This window comes from Limosilactobacillus sp., assembly GCF_041859915.1.
Taxonomy (GTDB): Bacteria; Bacillota; Bacilli; order Lactobacillales; family Lactobacillaceae; genus Limosilactobacillus.
Window position 1 is genome coordinate 1 of record NZ_JBFLGB010000004.1, and the last position, 18,668, is coordinate 18,668.

Annotated in this window: 20 protein-coding genes; 3 read left to right on the forward strand and 17 right to left on the reverse strand. The window is 42.7% G+C overall.

Going from position 1 to position 18,668, the window contains the following annotated elements:
• Window positions 1-180 precede the first annotated feature (180 nt).
• The 14 genes from ACEYV4_RS01275 to pdhA all read right to left on the reverse strand — a co-directional run bounded on the left by ACEYV4_RS01275 (window position 181) and on the right by pdhA (window position 13,256).
• Window positions 181-672, reverse strand: coding sequence for a ComE operon protein 2 (locus tag ACEYV4_RS01275; RefSeq protein ID WP_373841632.1), 492 nt, complete (start codon window positions 670-672; stop codon window positions 181-183).
• Between the two features lie 60 nt (window positions 673-732).
• The gene (locus ACEYV4_RS01280; protein WP_373841633.1) at window positions 733-1,365 is read right to left on the reverse strand and encodes a helix-hairpin-helix domain-containing protein; all 633 of its coding nucleotides are present in this window, start codon (window positions 1,363-1,365) and stop codon (window positions 733-735) included.
• A gap of 144 nt (window positions 1,366-1,509) precedes the next feature.
• Complete coding sequence (locus ACEYV4_RS01285; protein WP_373841634.1) at window positions 1,510-2,556, reverse strand: SepM family pheromone-processing serine protease; 1,047 nt, start codon at window positions 2,554-2,556, stop codon at window positions 1,510-1,512.
• On the reverse strand, window positions 2,540-3,061 hold the full coding sequence (gene coaD / locus ACEYV4_RS01290; protein WP_373841635.1) for a pantetheine-phosphate adenylyltransferase: 522 nt from the start codon (window positions 3,059-3,061) through the stop codon (window positions 2,540-2,542). Before coaD ends, ACEYV4_RS01285 begins: the two co-directional genes overlap by 17 nt.
• A 6-nt stretch (window positions 3,062-3,067) precedes the next feature.
• The gene (gene rsmD, locus ACEYV4_RS01295; RefSeq protein ID WP_373841636.1) at window positions 3,068-3,628 is read right to left on the reverse strand and encodes a 16S rRNA (guanine(966)-N(2))-methyltransferase RsmD; all 561 of its coding nucleotides are present in this window, start codon (window positions 3,626-3,628) and stop codon (window positions 3,068-3,070) included.
• A gap of 2 nt (window positions 3,629-3,630) precedes the next feature.
• Window positions 3,631-3,909, reverse strand: coding sequence for a YlbG family protein (locus tag ACEYV4_RS01300; protein WP_373841637.1), 279 nt, complete (start codon window positions 3,907-3,909; stop codon window positions 3,631-3,633).
• 12 nt (window positions 3,910-3,921) lie between these two features.
• Window positions 3,922-5,055, reverse strand: coding sequence for an FtsW/RodA/SpoVE family cell cycle protein (locus ACEYV4_RS01305; protein ID WP_373841688.1), 1,134 nt, complete (start codon window positions 5,053-5,055; stop codon window positions 3,922-3,924).
• A 193-nt stretch (window positions 5,056-5,248) separates the two neighbouring features.
• Complete coding sequence (gene typA, locus ACEYV4_RS01310; RefSeq protein ID WP_373841638.1) at window positions 5,249-7,093, reverse strand: translational GTPase TypA; 1,845 nt, start codon at window positions 7,091-7,093, stop codon at window positions 5,249-5,251.
• 106 nt (window positions 7,094-7,199) lie between these two features.
• Window positions 7,200-7,967, reverse strand: a complete 768-nt coding sequence (locus tag ACEYV4_RS01315; protein ID WP_373841639.1) for an inositol monophosphatase family protein — start codon at window positions 7,965-7,967, stop codon at window positions 7,200-7,202.
• Window position 7,968: 1 nt separating this feature from the next.
• Window positions 7,969-8,253: a UPF0223 family protein gene (locus ACEYV4_RS01320; protein ID WP_373841640.1), complete on the reverse strand. Its 285-nt coding sequence runs from the start codon at window positions 8,251-8,253 to the stop codon at window positions 7,969-7,971.
• A gap of 133 nt (window positions 8,254-8,386) precedes the next feature.
• Window positions 8,387-9,814: a dihydrolipoyl dehydrogenase gene (lpdA, locus tag ACEYV4_RS01325; RefSeq protein WP_373841641.1), complete on the reverse strand. Its 1,428-nt coding sequence runs from the start codon at window positions 9,812-9,814 to the stop codon at window positions 8,387-8,389.
• A gap of 5 nt (window positions 9,815-9,819) precedes the next feature.
• Window positions 9,820-11,130 (reverse strand): 2-oxo acid dehydrogenase subunit E2, encoded by a 1,311-nt coding sequence (locus tag ACEYV4_RS01330; RefSeq protein ID WP_373841642.1) that lies wholly within the window; start codon window positions 11,128-11,130, stop codon window positions 9,820-9,822.
• A gap of 45 nt (window positions 11,131-11,175) precedes the next feature.
• The gene (locus tag ACEYV4_RS01335) at window positions 11,176-12,153 is read right to left on the reverse strand and encodes an alpha-ketoacid dehydrogenase subunit beta (protein ID WP_373841643.1); all 978 of its coding nucleotides are present in this window, start codon (window positions 12,151-12,153) and stop codon (window positions 11,176-11,178) included.
• 2 nt (window positions 12,154-12,155) lie between these two features.
• The gene (gene pdhA, locus ACEYV4_RS01340; protein WP_373841644.1) at window positions 12,156-13,256 is read right to left on the reverse strand and encodes a pyruvate dehydrogenase (acetyl-transferring) E1 component subunit alpha; all 1,101 of its coding nucleotides are present in this window, start codon (window positions 13,254-13,256) and stop codon (window positions 12,156-12,158) included.
• A 256-nt stretch (window positions 13,257-13,512) separates the two neighbouring features.
• Here pdhA and def point away from each other — a divergent pair, with 256 nt between their 5' ends.
• Entirely contained in the window at window positions 13,513-14,088 is a 576-nt protein-coding gene (gene def, locus ACEYV4_RS01345; protein ID WP_373841645.1) for a peptide deformylase, read from the forward strand.
• Between the two features lie 44 nt (window positions 14,089-14,132).
• On the opposite strand, the gene ACEYV4_RS01350 is transcribed toward def, so the two are convergent.
• Entirely contained in the window at window positions 14,133-14,609 is a 477-nt protein-coding gene (locus tag ACEYV4_RS01350; RefSeq protein ID WP_373841646.1) for a hypothetical protein, read from the reverse strand.
• Between the two features lie 129 nt (window positions 14,610-14,738).
• Between ACEYV4_RS01350 and ACEYV4_RS01355 the strand changes: the two genes are divergently transcribed.
• On the forward strand, window positions 14,739-14,963 hold the full coding sequence (locus ACEYV4_RS01355; protein WP_373841647.1) for a DNA-directed RNA polymerase subunit epsilon: 225 nt from the start codon (window positions 14,739-14,741) through the stop codon (window positions 14,961-14,963).
• Window positions 14,964-15,042: 79 nt separating this feature from the next.
• The gene (locus tag ACEYV4_RS01360; RefSeq protein ID WP_373841689.1) at window positions 15,043-16,002 is read left to right on the forward strand and encodes a diacylglycerol kinase family protein; all 960 of its coding nucleotides are present in this window, start codon (window positions 15,043-15,045) and stop codon (window positions 16,000-16,002) included.
• A gap of 62 nt (window positions 16,003-16,064) precedes the next feature.
• Here the strand turns inward: ACEYV4_RS01360 and ACEYV4_RS01365 are convergent, their stop codons facing one another.
• Together ACEYV4_RS01365 and dapB are read right to left on the reverse strand one after the other, a co-directional pair.
• A complete protein-coding gene (locus ACEYV4_RS01365) occupies window positions 16,065-17,714 on the reverse strand; it encodes a LysM peptidoglycan-binding domain-containing protein (RefSeq protein ID WP_373841648.1) in 1,650 nt (549 codons plus the stop codon).
• A gap of 173 nt (window positions 17,715-17,887) precedes the next feature.
• Window positions 17,888-18,667 (reverse strand): 4-hydroxy-tetrahydrodipicolinate reductase, encoded by a 780-nt coding sequence (dapB, locus tag ACEYV4_RS01370; RefSeq protein ID WP_373841649.1) that lies wholly within the window; start codon window positions 18,665-18,667, stop codon window positions 17,888-17,890.
• Window position 18,668: the final 1 nt, after the last annotated feature.

Below are 18,668 nucleotides of genomic sequence, written 5' to 3' on the forward strand. Positions count from 1 at the left end.
GCTTTCCACTAGTACCTGGAGTTCACCTGTGATGGCTTCGCCCGTCGCGTTCTATCGCCGGCTTCCCGAGACGCCACGGCGCCTGCGGCGGCCCCAAGATCCAAAACCAGCTACATGGTCGCAACATTGCAACTGTTGCTAATCCCGCTACTAGTGCCGGAAAAATCCAATAATGGCGAATCAGTTCTGATGCTCAGGCCGGATGTATTGGCCTAAGTGAACCTCATCTAGGATGTTATCGTCTAATTTAATTTGGTGCAGGTGAACATTTTTAAGGTGAATTAATTTCATTGCATAGTCATCATTATGGTAGTTACGAATATAATTAATTTCTCGAATACCGGCTTGGAGCAAACTTTTGGTGCATTGAAGACACGGAAAATCGGTCACATACAAACTTGCCCCATCCGTCGAGATACCAAACTTAGCACATTGGAGAATTGCATTCATTTCCGCGTGGATCGTCCGAACACAATGACCACCCCGTAAATAACAACCAACATCAGTACAATGATCGTCACCAGATACTGAACCATTATAGCCACCAGCAATGATCCGTTTATCCCGTACCAAAACTGCACCGACTGATAAGCGATTACAAGTACTTCGTGAAGCCAATAATGCCGCTTGAATCATAAAATATTGATCCCAATCAATTCTTTTCTTTACCATCTTGTATCAACTCCTTTATTTGAATTCTAGTATAGCAAATAATTCACCTAAACCAAAAAACTAGACGGCTAACTGATCCCGGATCTTGTCAACACTCTTGTCGCCAAAGCCACTGACCTGTTTCAAATCATCAACTGCTTTAAATTGACCATGTTCCTGTCGGTATTGAAGAATTAAATCAGCTTTTTTATCACCAATTCCCGTGATTTGGCAAAGCTGATCCTTAGTAGCGGTATTTAAATTAATAACTGGCTGAGCACTTGATGACGTGGCGGTTGCGTCACTAGCTGTGCCACCGGCCGCCGCGGGAACCGACTCCCCAGGTCGTGGAATATAGACAACTTGCTGATCGGTCAACTGCTTAGCACGATTAACCTGCTTCATATCCGCTGCTGGTAAAACTCCTCCGGCAGCTGTAATGGCCTCATCAACACGTGATCCACCCCGTAATTTATAAACACCTGGATGCTTAACGGCACCCTTCACGTCAACACAAACTCGTCCTGAGGCGGTTGATATTGTTGATTGACTAGCAGTCAAGGGTTGACTACTACTGGTGAAACTAACGGGGGTCGACGATGACGACGGTGCTGATGAGCCCTTTAAATACCAGCCGACTACCACCATGAGCAAGAATAACAAGATTAATATCTGATAGCGATAATTATCCCAAAGTTCACGTAAGCGTTCCATTAACTTCCCCCTCCCATATAATAAATACGGTAAATAACGTTTTTTTAATGAAAATTAAAGATTTAATTACTACTTTAAAATAATCAAAGGCGGAAAAGAACAAAGTGAGTAAGAATCCTTTTCCGCCTTAACTTATAATAATTGTTAATGTTTTTGAAGGTAGTGAACTGCTTGCCGAAATGAAGTTACCGGGACAACCTTCATCCCCGGTGCATATCGTTTAGCGGTTCTGCGGGCCAACTGGTAATTTGTTTGGTGACCCTCCTCATACTTAAGCAAGAGCTTACTTGGCTTAACATACGGAGCTAAGAAAATGGTTGCCCCTGCCCGATGAGCAGCAATAACTTTCTTATCGATTCCACCAATTTCGCCAACGTTGCCATCAGCATCAATGGTTCCCGTGCCAGCGATTTTACGTCCCCGCTGGAGATCGTGACCGCTAAGCTGTTCATAAATTTGTAAGGTAAACATCAGGCCACCAGACGGTCCACCTAATTGCCCAGGATCAACCTTAATGGGAACTTTAGTTTTGACCTTCATATTATTAGTCAAAATAATCCCGATCCCTGAACGAGTACTAGTTAACTTAACTAACCGGTGCGTCGTATTTCGTTGGCGGCCAGCACGTTCATAAGTCACCCTTAGTGGAGAGCCGACCTTCTGTTTACCAATATACCTTTGATAACCCTGAGCTGTGTTATAGTGGTGTCCGTTAACCTTCGTAATGGTATCACCAACACGAATAGCATGTTTAAACTTAGAATTGGGTTGTACTTGCAATACATAAATTCCTAAATACTTTTTCATTACTTTCTGGTGAGCTGCCTGGCAGGCAACCGCAATGGCTTCATTAATCGAGCTTTGCATATAGAAATGTTGAACCCGATCAAAAGTTGGACCGTTCTGCCCACCGGTAACATCTTCCGCATTCTCAATTGAAAGATAAGGGACCGCCTTGGCCATTAAATAGGTAGCCGGTCGCGCTTGCTGCAAAGCAACCGAAGTGATCATAAAGCTCCCTTTACCAGGATCGGGATGACCCTTAACCCGAACAAAGGAGCGCAAATTAGTGGCATTCCCTGGGCCCTCAATGTATGAATTAAGCGGCCATAATAAGAACCACCCCAAGAAAAGGACGATCCCAAGGATGACCGCAATCCACCGTAATATTCTATTATCTTGTCTTTTCATTGTGTTCCTTTACCCGCATTAGTTGTCGTTCTTCCAACCGTTTCTTCAATGCTACATTAATATTTGCCGGCAGATAAGCAGAAATGTCCCCACCATTCTGTGTAACTTCTTTCAATAAGCTGGATGACAAGTGCTGATACTCTGGTTTAGCAAGAAAGAAAACCGTCTCGCATTGATCATCCAAGAAATTATTCATTGCCGCAATATCACGTTCATATTGAAAATCGGTATTATTACGTAATCCACGCATTAGATAATCAGCACCGATACGGTTCATTAAATTGACCGTCAAACCAGTGGCGGTAATTACGGAGACATTATCAAGGCCGGAAACGGCTTCTTTAATCTGAGCTACCCGCTCTTCAACAGAAAAAAGTGGCTTTTTACTAGTATTAGTCATTACTGCCACCGCTAATTGATCAAACAGGGCGCTTCCCCGCTTAATTAAGTCAAGGTGTCCTAACGTCAAAGGATCAAAACTTCCCGGAAATACTGCTACTTTCATTAATAACTACTCCTTTCGAAAGCGATAGATTGTTAAGACCGTAATACCATAAGTTTGTCGTCGGATAAAGGTAAAATGTGGTAAATCCGTTATTGGTAATTTAGCCGCTTGATTTGTCTCGGCGACAATAATTGCTCCATCATTTAAGAGATCTAAATCCACCATTTTAGCAAGATTTTTTAGAATTTGTTGCTTGGCATAAGGGGGATCCAGATAAACTAGGTCAAACCTTTCCCCCTGTTTGCCCAACATACGCAGTGCCTTTCTGGCATCCATCTTGTAAACAGTAAATTTAGCCGGTTGTTTAGTCACAGCGATGTTACGCTTAATCGTCTTAATGGCCTGGTATTGACGGTCAACTAAGGTTGCTCTTGCAATGCCCCGAGAGACACCTTCAATGCTTAATCCCCCACTACCGGCAAAGAGGTCCAAGCTTTGACCACCATTAAAGTAGGGACCGATAATATTAAAAAGTGCTTCCTTGACCTTATCAGTTGTTGGCCGGGTTGCCATTCCAGGAACTGCGGTTAACTTTCGCCCCCGAAAATTACCTGCTACTACTCTCATTTCTAATCATCCTCATCATGTAGTTTATATAAACCTGTCATTTCAAGATCCGTTAACGTCGGATCCAAGTCAGGCCGGTAGGATTCTTCAACCGAACGAACTGCTCGTAGACGATTAATCTTACCTTTCAATTGTTTAATCTGGTCTTGGTTAACGTAGAGAATCACGTAATGCATCCGCCGTGAAACGTAACGCACTATTCCAAAATGACGCAATGTCTTTACAACACGATTGCCATCGATATAAACCACCAGGGCCCGCCGTGCTGTTAATTTAAACATAAAATCATATCCTTATTTCCTTGATAAAAACGGACTAGCCATTTCTAAACGTTGCTTATTTTGTTGAACACTAATGTTCATGATAATACCCACCGTAGCAGAAAGAACTAACATACTAGAACCACCGTACGAAATGAAGGGAAAGGTCACACCAGTAATCGGTAAAAGGCCCAATACCCCACCAATATTAAAAAACGTTTCCACGCTAAAAAAGGTGGCTGCTCCATAGCAGATTAAGGTCACATATAACGAATTACTGCGAATTCCTAATTGGATTATTCGACAAATTAAAATTAACAGTAAAATTAGAATAACTGAAACACCTACCAAGCCGAGTTCTTCACTGGTAATCGCCATGATAAAATCAGTGTTAGGTTCTGGAAGATAACCCATCTTCTGGACACTGTTGCCAAGTCCTACCCCAAAAATACCACCGTTACTAATGGCATAGTAAGAATTAACCAACTGGCTACCAGAGCCACTAGCATTACCAAAGGGATTCATAAAGGCAATAAAACGCTGAGCCCGGTAGCCACCATGTAGCCAACCATTAACAACCGCCTGCTGAAGGCCAATATAAGCAACTAGGGGAAAGCCAATGATCAATGAAACACCAAAAGCCCAGCGAATATCACACGCTAAAATCATAACGCTAATAATAGCAAGATTAATGATTCCCCCACCTGTATCCGGTTGAATTAAAATCAGTAAGAGAAAGAAAGCTGCCATTAACAAGGGCCCAATTGATGACTTTGTTTCCAAAAAGTGTCGACCATGTTGACGAACACGAGCCATTCGATCTGCTAAGTAAAGGATAAAGTAAAGTTTACAAAATTCTGCGGGTTGAATATTAATTGGTCCTAGATTAATCCACCCCTTCGCACCATTAACAGCGTGGCCAATTATCAGTACGGCTAACAAAAGTGCTCCCATAATAACTGTCGAATATTCTAAAAAACGGCGTCGTCGGTAATGGGCCAATGGATAATTAGCAAAAAACACCATGATAATTACACCGATAATCACATAAATTGTTTGTTTGATCAGATAAGATTGGGGAGTCCCCCCATTCTGCATTTCAATTCCGGCGCTAGATGAATAAACCATGATGATCCCAATTATACACAATAAGAGGTAGGGAACCATTAAATAATAGTCCCAGGAATGAAAATTCTGTTTGATTAATAACCAATTAAAATGTGGTTGCTTTAATTTTACTCTTTTCACTAAGCACACCTGCTCAAAATAAATTATCCCATTTATTATAGCATTAGAAAACACAAAAACCCGAAAAGCTTAATAGGCTTTTCGGGTTTTAACTAAATCTTTAGTGTCTTCTTTACTTACGTGAAGCAGCACGACGACGCTTAGTTGCCTTTTCACGAGCATTCGTGTTCAAAATTTGCTTACGAAGACGAATATTTTCAGGGGTAATTTCACAATACTCATCTTCATTTAAGAATTCGAGTGACTCTTCAAGGGAAAGGTGAGTTGGTGTCTTAATGTGAGCCATTTCATCAGAACCAGCCGCACGAACGTTAGTCAGGTTCTTTCCTTTAGTGATATTTACCGTAATATCATTTTCACGGCTGTTTTCACCAACAATCATTCCTTCGTAAACTTCCGTTCCTGGATCAATCAGAAGTTTACCACGACTCTCAATTCCCATCATGGCATAGGTAGTAGCTTTACCGGCGTTCATGGAAACCAGGGCACCCTTTTGCCGACCAGGGTTCCAATTCTTGATCACTGGCGCATATTTCTTGAAGGTGTGGTTCAAGATGCCATAACCACGGGTCATTGTCATGAATTCGGTTGAGTAACCGATCAGGCCTCGTGATGGTGCTAAGAAGATTAAACGCGTCTCACCATTCTTAGAAGGTTCCATGTTCTGCATTTCACCCTTCCGTTTAGAAAGGCTATCGATCACTGCTCCTGTATACTCATCAGGAGTATCAATCTGGACCTCTTCAAATGGTTCACACATGGTCCCGTTAATTTCACGATAAATAACTTCTGGACGAGAAACAGCTAATTCATAACCTTCACGCCGCAAGGTTTCAATTAGAACAGATAAGTGCAGTTCACCACGACCGGAAACGGTCCAGGCACCTGGATCATCAGTATCATCAACCCGCAATGACACGTCGGTTTCGGTTTCACGCTTCAGACGAGTCTCCAATTGCCGAGCAGTCACAAATTTACCTTCCCGGCCGGCAAATGGTGAATCATTGGTTCGGAACGTCATCCGCAACGTCGGTGGATCAATTCGCAGTGGCTTTAATGCATCAGGATGTTGTGGGTCGGTTACCGTTTCACCGACATTAATATCTTCCATCCCAGAAACAGCAATCAAATCACCAGCTTCGGCTTCCTTAATTTCCAGTCGTTTCAGGCCAAAGAAACCAAAGAGCTTGGTAACCCGGAAGTTCTTCTTAGTACCGTCCAGCTTAATCAGGGTAACCTTGTCACCAACTTTGATTTTTCCACGGAAGACCCGGCCAATTCCAATCCGGCCAACAAAGTCGTTATAGTCCAAAATGGCAACTTGGAATTGTAACGGCTCATCAGAATTATCAACCGGTGCCGGAATAGTCTTAATAATTGTGTCAAAAAGCGGCTTCATGGTATGCTTCTGTGTTGAAATGTCTGAGTCATAACTAGAAGTCCCATTCATGGCAGAAGTATAAATTACTGGGAAGTCCAGTTGATCTTCATCAGCACCTAATTCGATAAAGAGGTCCAGAACTTCATCAACGACTTCTTCCGGACGGGCACCTTTTCGGTCAACCTTGTTGATAACTACAATTGGTGTTAGGTGCTGCTCTAAGGCCTTCTTCAGAACGAACCGAGTCTGGGGCATGGTACCTTCAAAGGCATCAACAACTAACAAAACCCCATCAACCATCTTCATAACCCGTTCTACTTCACCACCAAAGTCGGCGTGACCTGGAGTATCCAAAATATTAATTTGATACTTACCATATTTAACGGCCGTGTTCTTAGACAAGATAGTGATTCCACGTTCACGTTCAATTGCGTTCGTATCCATTGCCCGGTCTTGAATGTGGAAGTGCTCTGGCAGGGTGTCAGATTGCTTCAGCATTTCGTTAACCAAAGTGGTCTTACCGTGGTCAACATGGGCAATAATCGCAATATTACGAATATCATCACGAGATTTCAATGCGTAATTCTTCCTTTCGTTTCAATCTATTCATCTTCACTAGTATACACTGGTTTGAGATTGATTTCATAAAAAAACTGTGACAAAGCCGCCACAGCCTCAACAACTACTTGGTTAACCGAAGAATATCCTGGGCAACCCTCTTCGTTGCTACTAATACAAGATTAGATGATAACACATCTATTCTATCACCGTCAATTGATTTGACAACCAGGCCTAATTCTTCCGCCAAAACTCGACCGGGTGCCAAGTCCCAAGGCCTTAAGTAAGAAATATAAGCACCTAGCTCACCAGTCAAGACACTAGTCATTTCCATCGCTGCACTACCGTACATCCGTAAACCACTAGCATGTTGTGCTACTAATGGTAACCGAGCAACATTGCGCAAAATTAATGGGCTGCTGATCGCCACCAAGCTGGCATGAAGACCTAAGTCAGCCGGTGATGTCAAACGAGTATCATTTTTAAAGACTCCCCACTGATTACCACCATGGTAGAGATCATTATTAATTGAATCCATAATGTAACCCAGTGTTGGCTGTCCGTCAATGTACAATGCTAACATAATGCCAAAATGGTCATGTTGTTTAACAAAATTAAGGGTTCCATCAAGCGGATCAACAATCCAAACATGACCACGCAAACTGGTGACCTGGTCATCACCAATGCCTTCCTCACTTAAAATCTGTGCGTTAGGGTCAATTCGACGCAAGTCATGATTAATTGTTTGTTCATTTTGCCGGTCAATGGTCGTTACCAAGTCATTGTAACTAGTCTTAGTAGCTACCCGATAATGACCACTCATCCGTTGAAGGGTTGATTGATTGACACGTCGTAATAAAGTTTGCACTTGATGATCAATTTCTTCTAACACATTATTCGCCAGCCATCTTAATTTTCTTTGCAGAAGTTTCCTGAGCTGCTTTAACTACTCGATATAAAACATAGCCTGATTCTTTCTCGAATTCCCGACCAATTTGTTTTTCTTCCGCCTTTGAATTCACAATTTTCTTAAAAGCTCGGTAACGTCTCAGTAGCACTTGACGATTAATTCCGACCTCATAGGCATCTTCTACTGCTCGTAACATTGCAACTACTGTCTCTATCTCGGTAGTTGACCAAGCAGGGTTTAATGGATAAGAATAACTTTTGCTTTGCATTTTTAGTCCACCTTTATCATTCTGATTCCATTATAACAATTCTACTCTGATAATTACCTAAATTAATTTTAAAATTCAAAATGCGTTGCTATTTCTAGCAACGCACTTTGGATTTGATTAAGATGTGACTTAATTAGATGTGGGTTGGCAGACCCATTGCAACATCCGCGGCTTCTTGAACTGGTTCACAAAGCGTCGGGTGTGGATGAATCGTCAAGGAAACATCTTCAACATTCATACCACAGTTGACAATTAAGGATAATTCACCAGCTAAGGTACTTGCTTCTGGACCAACAACTTGAGCTCCAACAATGTTCTTTTCCTTCTTAGTGTAAATGAAACGAACAAAGCCTTCTGGTTGATCCAGTGATACGGCACGAGCATTCCCAGCAAATGGGAATTGTGCGGTTGCAACTTCAATACCCTTATCCTTCGCATCACTGGCAGTCATTCCAACTTGAGCTAGTTCAGGATCAGCGAAGCAGACAGCAGGTACTCCTACCCAGTCATTAGCAGTGTTCTTACCGGCAATCGCTCCAGCGGCAGTCTTACCTTCAAAGAATGCCTTGTGAGCCAATGCTGGGCCAGGAACCATGTCACCAACGGCATAAATGTGATCAACATTGGTCTTACCCTGCTTATCAACAATAACCTTGCCATGCTTATCAAGTTTGACACTTGTCATATCCAAGCCAAAGTTATCGGTATTTGGTTTCCGACCAACAGAAACCATGCAGTAGTCAGCCTTAATGCTGTGTTCCTTACCATCAACTTCATAGGTAACGGTTACACTTGAATCATCCTGGGTTGAACTCTTAGCCATAGCTCCGGTAATAATGTCAATTCCCTTCTTCTTCAGGTTCTTAACAACTACCTTTACCATGTCTTTATCAAAGCCACCAAGGATAGTGTCCGTACCTTCAATAATGGTAACGTGTGATCCAAGATCAGCATAGGCACCAGCTAATTCAGTTCCAATGTAGCCACCGCCAATAACAACGAACTCTTTTGGAATTTCTGGCAGGTTCAAACCACCAGTAGAATCAATTACCCGTCCTTCAAACTTGAAGTTAGGAATTTCTACTGGACGAGAACCAGTAGCCAAGATCAAATTGTTCCAAGTGATCTTCTTGCCACCATCAAAGTCCATAAATTGCTTAGGGCCAGCCTTCAAAACACGAAGTTGATGATCATTATCCATCATGGCAACACCATCAATGATTTCAACCTTGTGCTTTCTGAGGAGCATCTTAACCCCACGGGTCATTCGGTCAACGACCTTCTTCTGTTTCCAGTCTTGGGTCTTCTTAAAGTCGATCGTTGCCTTCGTCTTAGAAACACCATAGGTACTAGAATCCAATGTTTCTTGAAAACGGTGACCAGCAGCAATTAAAGCCTTTGATGGAACACAACCAATGTTCAGGCAGACACCACCCAGGCCAGGATCACCCTTTTCAATCAAGGTAACCTTTTGACCTAGTTCGGAAGCCCGAATGGCAGCAACGTAACCACCTGGGCCACCACCAACAATAACTGTATCTTTCTTTTCAACGTCAGCCATACTTATTAGCCCTCCATCATTAACAAATCAGGATCTTCAAGAAGCTTCTTCAGGTAGTTCAAAGCTTCAGTAGCTAAAGCACCATCAATCAGACGGTGGTCAACAGTCAGAGACAGCTTCATGTTGTGACCAACCACGATTTCGCCTTCGTCATTAACAATTGGTTCAGTAGCAATGGTACCCATACCAAGAATAGCAACTTCTGGTTGGTTAATAATTGGTGTGAAGAAACCACCACGCATAGAACCAATGTTAGAAATGGTAATGCAGCCATGGGCCATGCTTTCTGGACTCAACTTGTTGTCTTCAGCGGCCTGAGCATTGTCAGAAATCTCCTTAGCAATTTCAAACATACTCTTGGAGTCAGCATTCTTAATGTTCGGGTTGTACAGACCATGATCAGTGCTTGTAGCAATACCAATGTTGTAGTAGTGCTTCTGAACTAATTCCTGAGTACTGTCATCAATTGAAGAATTGAATTCTGGATACTTCTTCATCATGGCAATAACAGCCTTTACAACATAAGGCAAGAAGGTCAAGTGAATACCTTGATCGGCAGCTACCGGCTTGTACTTCTTCCGGTTAGCCATAATCTTGGATACTTCAGCATTAGCGAAGACCGTAACCATTGGACTAATATCAACGGAGTCACGCATACCCTTAGCAATAATCTTCCGCATGTTAGACAATGGTTCACGGGTTTCAGCATCTTCACCAGCACCAGTGTACGGCTTAATGGTGTTACCCTTAGCAGCAGCTGGAGCAGCAGCACCGGCAGCTGGAGCAGCAGCGGCAGCATTGAAGTTATCAATATCTTCCTTCAATACCTGGCCATGATTACCACTTGGTTGTACCAAAGTAATGTCAACACCCTTATCACGAGCATATTGACGAACTGATGGCATTGCCATTACTAATTTATTTGGTTGTGCCAGTGGTGCTACCCCACCCTTAGCAGGTGCGGCTGGCTTAGCTGGTGCTTCACTAGGAGCTGCAGATTCTTCTTCAGATGATTCTTCATCTTCGTCCTCGTCTTCATCGCTTTCTTCAGCTTCAACGTTGGTGCTTACACCATCTTTACCATCATCAATTTCAACCAGGTCGTCACCCTTTTCAACGTGATCATCTTCCTTAACGTCTAGTTTAGTAATGGTCCCGTCAACTGGTGATACCAATTGGGTGGTTGACTTATCAGTCTGAATTTCTACTAATGGATCATCAGCCTTAATCTTGTCGCCTTCCTTAACCAGGAATGAAGCAACGTCACCTTCAGTAAGGCCTTCACCCATTTCAGGTAGTCTGAATTTGTAAGCCATATTAATTTAACTTCCTTTCTAATTAATCAGTAGCCAAAGCCGTGATTAATAGTTAACTACTTGACGAGCTGCTTCTTCAACTTCCTTGGCCCGTGGAAGCCATACGTCTTCAGCCATTGGGAATGGGTAGACGGAGTTAGGTGCAGCAACCCGGGAGATTGGAGCATCCAAGTACATGATAGCACCTTCAGAAATTGCAGAAGCAACCTGGGCACCAACACCGGCCATCTTTTGAGATTCCTGAATAACTACAACGTGGTGGGTCTTCTTAACAGATTCAAAGATAGTGTCAGTGTCAAGTGGGTAAAGTGAACGAAGGTCAATAACTTCAGCTGAAATATTGTCCTTAGCTAACTTCTTAGCAGCCTTAACAGCTTCTGGAACCATGCCACCATAAGCAATTAGAGTAACATCGTTCCCTTCACGAACAACCTTAGCCTTGTCCAACGGAACAGTGTACTTCTTGTCAGGAACTTCGCCCTTAACAGAACGGTAGAGACGAAGGTTTTCAAGGAACAGAACTGGGTCATTGTTTTCAATAGCAGAAATTACTAGTCCCTTGGCATCATATGCAGTACTTGGGGTAACTACCCGCAGACCTGGGATACCAACGAAGAAGTTTTCGAGGTCATCCCCGTGAAGTTCAGCAGTGTGCGTACCACCACCATAAGGAGTCCGAATGGTAATTGGCATATTCTTAGTACCATTGTATTGGAAACGTACACGTGACATCTGTCCAGCAATAGAGTCAATTGCTTCAAAAGTGAAGCCCATGAACTGAATTTCCGGAACTGGACGCCAGCCAGTAGCAGCTAAACCAATTGACATTCCTAGGATTCCTGATTCAGCTAATGGAGTACTGAATACACGGTCCTTACCATACTTCTTTTGTAAGCCATTGGTGGCACGGAAGACACCACCGTTCTTACCAACATCTTCACCGAAGACCAGCGTCTTTGGATCTTCATCCAAAGCAATGTCGATACCTTCAGTAATAGCTTTGATATATGTCTTTTTAGCCATGATTACTTCGACTCCTTTGCTTCGTACTCTTTGATTTGTTCCTTAATATCTGGAGTTGGTACTTCGAAGGTCCGCTTCAACATGTCAGATACCTTTTCAGGTTCAACTGAGTCGGCTTCCTTGATAGCCTTCTTGAAGTCTTCCTTGCATTGATCGGAGTACTTCTTCTCTTCGTCTTCAGACCAGAGACCCTTCTTAGTTAAGTACTTCCGTACACGAATCAGAGGGTCCTTGTCGAACCAAGGCTTTTCTTCGGCCTTAGTACGATACCGACTAGGATCGTCACCAGCAGAACTGTGGGCACCAAACCGGTAAGTTAAGGTTTCAATCAGAACTGGGCCATTGCCAGCAGCGGCAAAGTCACGGGCTTCCTTAGCAACTTCGTGACAAGCCAGTACATCCATCCCATCAACTTGAACGCCTGGGATACCAGCAGCAACACCCTTTTGAGCAATAGTTTGTGCCTTAGTTTGTAACTTCCGTGGGTAAGAAATAGCCCAACCATTGTTCTGGATAATAAATACAGCAGGTGACTGGAAGGCTCCAGCAAAGTTCATACCTTCATAAGTATCACCCTGTGAAGAACCACCTTCACCGGTGTAGGCATAAGCAACAGTGTCTTTTTCACCGTTCTTCTTAATACCAAGAGCAGCGCCGGCCATTTCAACCATCTGAGCACCAATGATAATCTGTGGACGAAGTGCCCGTGCTTCAAACAGGTTGCCCTTTAGGTGACCCTTAGACCAGAGATACATTTGAGCAACAGTAGCACCGTGTTGAATTAATTGTGGTAAGTCACGGTAAGCAGGGCAAAGGAAGTCTTGCTTCTTAAATGCTGATGCCGTTCCCATTTCAGAAGCTTCCTCGCCCCAGGTTGGTGCGTAGAAGCCTAACCGACCTTGTTGTGAGAAGGCCATGGTTTGTTCATGCAATGCACGTTCCCAAACCATTTTCTTCATTAAGTCTACTACTTGGTCATCAGTAAAATTAGCCATTAAATCCTTGTTAACAACGTTTCCATCATTATCAAGAATTTGAACAGGCTTTGCATATGCAGCGCCTTCCTCGGCCTTAATCTTTGCAAAGTCAACAGCTTTGGCCATTATAAAACATCCCTTTCCAAATCCAATTAACATCATGTAAGCGATTGCCTACTTACATTTTCTAGTATAGTCCCTTTTTGCCATAAAACAAGCGCTTTCATAGACTTTTCACCTATTTTTTGACTAAAAAGTGCTTGTGAAAGAGTTATTTTAAAGATTCTCGTATCTTTTTTACGAAAAGTACAAATTTTATTAGCTATTTAATCTCAATATGATAACATTAATAGGATAGAGTAAAATTTGGAGGCGAATATTCTTGTACTTAATGAAGGATATTACCCGTGACGGCAATCCCGTCCTACGGAAACGTGCGGCTAAGGTTAAGTTCCCCCTCTCAAAAGAAGATCAAGACCTAGCAAAAAATATGATGAAATACCTAGAAGTGAGTCAGGATCCTGAACTTTGCAAAAAATATAAGTTACGTGCGGGAGTTGGCCTCGCCGCTCCTCAGGTGGATGTATCTGAACAAATGGCTGCCGTATTGGTTCCACCTTTAGAAGAAGATGATGATCATCAGAACAATAAGCCACTTTTTAAGGATGTTATCATCAATCCGGTTATCGTTAGCGAATCCGTTCAATACGCAGCATTAACTGAAGGTGAAGGCTGCCTATCCGTTGATAAGGACGTTCCTGGTTACGTTCCACGCCATGACAGAATCACGCTTCGCTACCAAGACGTTAATGGTCAGAAACACCAGGTACGGTTAAAGGGTTACCCAGCGATCGTTTGTCAACATGAGATCGACCACCTACATGGAATGTTATTCTATGACCATATCAATAAACAGAATCCATTCAAAGCTCCTGAAGGTACCATCATGATTAATTAGCACTTAATAGTTAAGAGCCGGTAAGAATTCTTACCGGCTCTTAACTATTTACTATGTCGACTTAAACGTCGCAAATCATTAACATATTCCACCGTTGACTCATTTAATAGGTAAGCAACGTCAATATGTAAGATTCCTTCGTAAACCCACCAATCAGTAACTTTAAAAACTGGTTGACCCGTTTTCACAGCTTTTAATCCTTGTGTTTGAGCATAGTCAGCAAGTTGCTTTTGTAATTGAGCCTTTGTAAATGCTTGTCCCTTATCAATCAACTGACGGTAATTAAAATGGTACTCAAAGGCCATCACCCCTTTGCCCCAAACATCTGCCACTAATTGTGAAGAAAGGGTTCGATTCCACTTAAGAAGTTTTTGTAAGCCTGCATTAACCGCACCATCAGTTGTCTGCTGGGCTTGATTACGTAACATGATCGTAGCATGATTAATTAAAACTCGATGAATTGCTACGTATGGGGCAATTACAATTACTACCGCCACCAAGCAGATCCAAAAAATTCGCATATTTTCCACCCCATTTGTGATAATTCTTGCCTTAATCATACCATGCTGAAGAATTCCAAGACAGCGTTGATTAGTTGTGTTAGAATGAATAGAGTAATTCAAATTTGGAAATAAGGAGTTTTAAACAGTATGACTTTCAAGGTATACTATCAACCGGACAAAACCAAACGTCCTGTCCGTGAAAACACCCATTCATTATATCTAGAAGCTGATTCTGAAGCCGAAGCATTACTAATGGTCGAACATAATACGGATTACACTATTGAATATGTTGAACAGTTAGATGACAAGGCCCTCGCTTACGAAAAGCAAAATCCTAACTTTAAGATCACAACATTTGATAATCAAGAATAATGTTGGTTAGGGGGTTGTGACAAAGCAATATTTGTCACAACCCCTTTCGCTTATCAAGATGGATAAAAGGAAGCATACGATGCACTATTCAATTATCATTAACCCAATAGCAGGTAATGGCTATGCTAAATCAGCTTGGCCAGCAGTACACCAAGCCCTTGATCAAGCACAAATTGACTATGACTACCGTTTCACCAAACGAGCTGGTCAGGCCACTTACTTTGCCACTAAGCTCGCCGAAAAATCACAACCTACTAATACCGTCGTCATCGCTATGGGTGGAGACGGCACCCTTCATGAGGTCCTTAACGGTCTGCTTAAAACTGCTAAAAAACATCAAACATCACGCCTACCCTTAGCTTATATTCCTGCAGGTACTGGCAATGATTTTGCACGTGCTTACGGGATCATCTTGGATCCAGTGAAAGCTCTTCAGCAAATTCTCGCGACCGATCATCCACAAGTGATTAACATTGGACATTATCGTGATGCCATCAAGAATCAAGATCATTATTTTCTCAATAATGTCGGAATCGGCTTTGATGCCGCAATTGTCAGTCGTACCAATTTCTCCAAAGCCAAGAAGAAACTAAATCGGCACCACCGAATTGGTCACTTTGCTTATGCCTCACAAGCTCTTGGTGTTCTCTACGATCAAGCTCCCTTTACCCTTATGGCTCAAGGAGACCACGAACGAGAATTCTTTAGCAAGGCGTATATTGCAATCGTTACTAATCACCCTTATATTGGTGGGGGCTTTCGAATTGCGCCCACCGCTACCATTAAAGAACCAGCGTTAGACCTGGTGGTTGCCGAACGTAAGAATTGGCTCGTAACTTTCTGGCAATTAATTCAATTTGCCCGAGGGAAACTAGCTGATTCACGCTTTGCAAAGCATTATCACGGGCACCAATTTCATTGTACGACCACCTCGCTAGAATTTGGTCAAGTTGATGGTGAAGAGATGGGCAATCAATTTATGGACCTAACAATGTCAGTTGCAACCTATCCTTTCTGGCAAACATCAACTAATAAATAAAGGGCAGTGAATGAGAATAAATTCATTCACTGCCCTTTATTTTTCAATAATAATTAAGACAATTATTTAACTGTCCCAGCAAAGCTTGGCATGAAATACTTACTAATCGTGTAAGTAGCTACATTGGTCCCCGGCTTAGCAGCGGCAACAAATTGATTATTACCAATATAAATTGCACTATGGTAGGTAGCACCATGCTGTCCCCAGAACAGGATATCGCCAGCTTGAGCTTGGTTAACAGCATGCTGATTAACGCAACTTTCTAGGGCAACCGTATTATGTGGCAATTGTTTACCATCAGCATGAGCATAAACGTAGTCAACTAAACCAGAACAATCCATTCCACTCAGGGAAGCCCCACCCCAAACATAAGGAACACTATTAGAGCTAGCAATCTTAGTAGCGAGACTAACTACGGAACCAGAATTCAAATCATTGTTAGCCGTACTTTGCGGTTGCGTTGCAGTAGAAGCAGCCGCTGTGACAGATGATTGTGCTTGACTAGTAGCTTGTTGAGCCTGACTAGGGGCCAATGACTGTTGACTCTGTTTAACGGGCTGTTGAACAGCTGTGCTAGTAACACCAGTGGTTGACTGTGATTGTACCTTAGAAGTAGTAAATGATTGTGGCTGTGCGGATGACGCTGCTGAAGCCACAGAATTAGTTGTTGTCACAGACGTCGTCGCACTATTAGCAGAAGAAGTAACCATTGCTGAACTAGCTACTTGAACAGCTTGCTGTGGTGCAACTGACTGGGCCTGGATCGAAGCACTACTGTTGACAGTTGGTTGAGCACTGGTTGCTGTTTGGGGATTAGTGCTTGCCGAAGTGGAACTCGTAGGCACTATTACTGCAGACTGAGTGCCATCACTAACCGAATTAACTGTGGCTGCATTCGCCATCTGAGTATTAGCACTAACTTCATTCGTAGTCGTCACAGACGTTGAAGATGATGATTGTACAGCAGCGCTACTGCTTACTGGACCAGTAGTCATAGTAGTCGTAGCAACAGCTGAACTTGTACCAGCTAGACTTGTGCTGGCCGGAGTCGCTGTGTCACTAGATACATTTGACCCATTTTCACTATTAGTAACAGCTGCGGTATCGTTAGTTGCGTTGTTGGTGGCAGCAGCTTTTAATGTAATAGTAGTAATGGGCTCATTCTCTTGATTAAGGGAAGGTTCTTGGTTATTAGTAGTTACTGATGAAGTGACCGTTGTGGCAGCTTGTTGTACTGGTGCTGTTGATTGGTTAACCGTTGCAGCAGGGGCCATGGAACCGGCTACCAATAAGCGCTGGCCAATATAAAGTTGGTCACCAGTCAAACCGTTTAAATTCTTTAGTGTTGTCACAGACAGGCCAAAATGCTGAGCAATCTTATTCAGGGTATCACCCGGGACAACCGTGTAAAGTCCATTCTCATCAGCGCTGGCCATCGTTTCATCAGTAGTTCCCGGAAGGTTCAACCGTTGACCAGCATAAATCAAATCAACGCTATTGCTAATCTTCTTAATTGATTCAGGATTAGCGTCTTCCATGGCCTTAACGGTTGTTTTATTTTCTTGGGCGATCTTCCAAACAGTATCACCGGTTTTTACAAGGACACTATCGGCACTTGCTGCCTGAGTCGTTACCGCTAATACTCCTAGGGTTCCTAAAGCTCCTGTCAGAAAACGTCGAACCATTGATCGATGGCGTGTACGTTTAACCATCCACAAAACTTCCCTTCGTTATAAAATCAACATTTTTAAATCATTATAATTATTATAGTTAAGTATACAATGTTAACTTTACCATTTTTTAAGAAACTAGTATAGCGAACACGTGGTCTTTCAATAGTTAAAATAAAGGGTTGACCCATCATCGATAAGCCGACCCTTTATTCTTATAAGATATTCTCTAAGCCAATCACTAGGTGAGATAATGTTGCCACCTTTTCTAAGGCTACTTTAACCCCACTCATGAAAGATTGCCGGTCAAAGGAATCTTGACGAATTGTTAAGGCTTCACCCGCTCCACCAAAAAGCACTTGTTCATGAGCAATGTAGCCAGGCAAACGTACAGAATGGATTTTAATACCATGATAATCACCACCGCGGACCCCCGCTAGGCTTTCGGTTTCTGCTGGGTTAGTTTCATGAGACTGACGAACCTGGTCAATCAATTTAGCAGTACTCAAAGCAGTTCCAGATGGTGCATCCTTCTTATCAGCATGGTGCATTTCAATAATTTCAACATCTGGAAAGTAGGACGCTGCCTCTTGAGCGAATTTCATCAGTAAGACGGCTGACATCCCAAAATTAGGCGCAATTAAACCACCTAACTGCTGCTGCTTACTCAATTGAACTAACTCTGTTTCCTGCTCATCAGTCAAACCGGTCGTTCCAACAATTGGTCGAAAACCGTGCTGGAGTGCAAACTTCACGTTTTTATACACAGCTGTTGGTACGGTAAAATCAATCCAAATATCAGCAATTCCGTCTTCAACCTGGTCCAATTGATGATAAATTTTAACTGAATTAGCTAAATGGTACCGGGCACGTTCGTCTGTCTTCAGATGAGGGGCCAAAACGGCCGTCAAATCATAACCGTCCATGGTATTAACCAAGGCAACCGCTTTTTGCCCCATTGCACCAGCAGCACCAGCAATTAATACTTTTCGCATC